Origin of the sequence: Moorena sp. SIO4A5 (genome assembly GCF_010672005.1) — a bacterium.
Lineage (GTDB): Bacteria > Cyanobacteriota > Cyanobacteriia > Cyanobacteriales > Coleofasciculaceae > Moorena.
Genome location: NZ_JAAHHZ010000502.1, coordinates 1 through 3,534, shown reverse-complemented (window position 1 = coordinate 3,534; position 3,534 = coordinate 1). Strand labels below are relative to the sequence as shown.

Annotated in this window: 3 protein-coding genes and 1 pseudogene; all 4 read right to left on the bottom strand. The window is 41.0% G+C overall.

The features are described from left to right. A partial coding sequence (locus F6K57_RS39995; protein ID WP_293074400.1) for a hypothetical protein occupies positions 1-551 on the bottom strand: 551 nt, incomplete at its 3' end. A gap of 230 nt (positions 552-781) precedes the next feature. Then, complete coding sequence (locus F6K57_RS39990; protein ID WP_293074397.1) at positions 782-1,912, bottom strand: caspase family protein; 1,131 nt, start codon at positions 1,910-1,912, stop codon at positions 782-784. 126 nt (positions 1,913-2,038) lie between these two features. Next, on the bottom strand, positions 2,039-2,959 hold the full coding sequence (locus F6K57_RS39985; protein WP_293023152.1) for a hypothetical protein: 921 nt from the start codon (positions 2,957-2,959) through the stop codon (positions 2,039-2,041). A gap of 202 nt (positions 2,960-3,161) precedes the next feature. Then, positions 3,162-3,287 (bottom strand): annotated as a pseudogene (locus F6K57_RS39980) (Uma2 family endonuclease); the annotation flags it as partial. Positions 3,288-3,534: the final 247 nt, after the last annotated feature.

Genomic DNA, 3,534 nt, shown 5'->3' with positions numbered 1-3,534 from the left:
TCGCTTCCTTTCAGGGCATAAACCTGTCTCAATTCTGCTTCAGATTCTGCATAACTCCCAATCGATTCGGTTAATTTTTTGTAGCGTCGTTCTATAGTAACTTGGATGGGAATATATTGATCAGTTAAAACAATAGGCTGTTTAGTGTGAAACAGTTTGATGTGCTTAAATTTGTCTTCAACTTCTGTTAGGAACTTATGAACAACCTGTTTCTGTTCCTCTGGTGTAAGTTCAGGTGTAGATTGCTCCTCCCCAAAGTTGTTGTAGTAGTAAATGCTTACTTTCCCTGTAGGATTGAAAACTGCAACCCCTTTCCCCTGTTGCACTACTTCCACAACCGCTTGAATAGCTTCATCGCTCCAATTAAAATAATTGCGATCGCCTATATGAATGTCTTTACCTTCATCAATAGAAATATTGAATTTACTCAGTTGTTGTAGGGTGTCGTTATCATTACTCTGGAGCAATTGACGCAAATATTCTAGATCAGACTGATTACAGTTACCTGATTGAATGCGCTTTATAAGATCACTAGGGTTATCAACTGGCATTTTAGGTTACTATTTACTACATTTTTGATAAAAAAATCATCTACGTTTTTCTAGTGCTTGTTAGAGGATATCTGAAAAGTTTTTTGATACTGAATTTTGCCCCCCTAGCCCCCCAATTCTGGGGGGAACAAGAATCCAATTGGCTGGTAAAAGTCCCCCAAAATTGGGGGATTTAGGGGGCTTGGATGTAGCAAATGATACTTCTCAGACAAGCTCTTATGATATTGTGATTAATTATCCTCAGATTGGTCACCAATTTTAATGTTTTCGCCTTTGTTGATATTGATGTTATATTTTGTATAATTATCAGTAGGATTTTGATTCGTATTTTTGTTTTCAACAGTGTTTTGATTGCCAAATACAATACCCTCGCCAATAACATCCGCTCCAGCTATAACTGTAGAATTTTGTGCGGCAACTGCACCATCACCTGCTGCTTTAATCTCTACAGAAGCAAGCTCTTTAATCTTCTCCTCAGCTTCAGATTCCTCCTCCTGCCATCCCTTAAAACCTTTACCACCCTTAAGTTTAGCAATTACAAAATCTTCTGTGGCCATATCAAAATTAGGGGTTTGCTGTTTTTGATAAAACTTACGAACGCTTTCAGGTACAACTTTACTAAGATGATTCATCAGGTTAGAAACTTTCACCTCTGTATCACCTGGTTTATTGGCAGCACCCTGTAACGCTTCCAGAAAATGATTGGTGTAAATGCTATACAGTCCATCTGGATGTATCCAAGACTTTTCTTCACCCCTGGAAGAAGTGAACACAACTCGTCCTTTTCCTTGTTTCAGTTGCTCGACGAATCCCTTGGAAGGAGAAACCCGCTGGAAATCCTCGAATTCATCAGCCAGCTCTATATCTACCTTTTCTACTTCACGGATGATTTCCTCTGGATCTTTGGAAGTTGCCATTCCTGCTGCATGACAACTATCAATTACCACTAATAAACGTTCTGCTGGAATTTGTCGCAGAGCTTCGGTGAAAACTTCAGCGGATAATGCGGAAGCAGCCAGTTTAGTAAGTTTAATATCGTGTTGTAATAAGTAGTAACGATTGTCCTCTTTATTCAACAAACCATGGCCTGAGTAGTAGACGAAGATTGTAGCTTCTGGATCAGCTTTTGCTGACTCCTGTAACCATTGCAACCCCTCTAGAATATTGTCTCGTGTTGCTTCTTTGTTATTTAATACTCGAATATGGTCGTTATTATCTGGATAAGCACATAATTCCGGATCAATAAGCGCCGCATAAATGGCTTGAGTATCGTTAACTGTTACAGGTAGAGATAAGCGCGAATATCTAGATTCTCCTACACCAATCAGCAAAGCATAGCCATGATTAAATTGTTGGGGCATCTTATTTAATCCTTTTTCATGTAAGGGAGCAGGGAGTCGGGAGTCGGGAGTCGGGAGTCGGGAGTCGGGAGCAGTAGGTTGGGTTAGCGATAGGGTAACCCACTGATAGCTGAATGCTTACTTTCCTTAATCCACATAACGACTAACCCGAAACACCAGGTAGTTGTATTCCAGGGATGAGCCATCAGCTTTGTGAAGGATCTGGCCTAATTGTGGTTTATAAATCCACTTGTTCCAGTCAATAGTGGTCTCATCGGGAACTTGAACAGCAATATAATTACCTTCCGCCAGACGAATTCCCATGGCCGCATCTTCAAAGTCTAACCCTAAATAAAACTTCTGCACCGGTACATTTTCATTACGTTTAGCGAGGGCTTTGACTAATCCTAAGGTGAGGGTTGTGAAGGGTGCGATCGCAGGTTGAGCAGTAGTTAATAGTTCTAAACCGGTTTGAAAGGGTGAAGACTCTAAGGCAGATAACACGGCTTGATCCGCTTCATTTTTGACATTTACTGTAGAGCATTCAAAGGCAATCCCCTGAGAACCAACATTCAAACCAATGAACACTGGATAGCCTGCGATTCCTGCTGATTGTCCTTCTGGCACTCGATAAGTTTGGCTAAAACTAACGAACTCCTGAGCATCCGCCACTTGATTGCGAGCAGCAAATGAAACCAAAACATTGTGAAGACCGCCCCCTGGATACTTATGAATTCGCAGGCGATCAAGGCGAATATTTAGCCTACTATTTTTTAACGTTGGATCCGCCTTTATGGCACTCGGATGTTGAATGACTTGGACTTCTGTAGAACCAGGCGGAGGTGGAGCAATATAGCCAAATTGATGGGTGGCGTGAGACCAAGGCGGGTTTTGAACTGAGTTGAAGATATTCAAGATATCTTCAACCCCTTTTTCCCTAACATCTGGTTGCTCCAAAAATTCAGGGTCCTTCATCTGCTCCAGTTTAGATACAATTAGCTCTGGATCATCGTATTCCCCAATAACCTTTAAATCCGTTAAGGAAGTCAACGGTTTATCGCTTGGCACCTTTTTATCGTAATTATAATATTTTTGATATTATAGCAATTTAATAATATCTGGTTGTAACAAAGGGTTAATAATTAGGTAAAGAATTATTTAGCAAAGGTAACAGGGAACAAGGAGCAGGGAGCAAGGAGCAGGGAGCAGGGAGCAGGGGATGAAGAGGAAGATAACCTACCAGAAGGAAGCTATGTTTTTTGATAACTGTTTATCTCAACATGATATCACTGGGAGAACGTAACTCAATCACAAAATTAGGACAAAGGGGCAGAAATTTTTATTGTTGTTCAGGAGTTAAATTATTCCAGTGTTCTAAGGGTATCCAGGGTGCATCTCACTTTCACAATTAGGGAAAAATTGCCACAAAAATCCCCACACTACCCGTACACCCGCCCCACAATTGTAAAAATTTCCTTCATTTTTACAAATATAAAATGCCTCCTTCCTACTACTCCCTACTCCCTACTCCCTACTCCCTACTCCCTACTCCCTACTCCCTACTCCCTACTCCCTACTCCCTACTCCCTACTCCCTACTCCCTACTCCCTAACAAAAAAAATAGCCGCACAAATACTATCTAC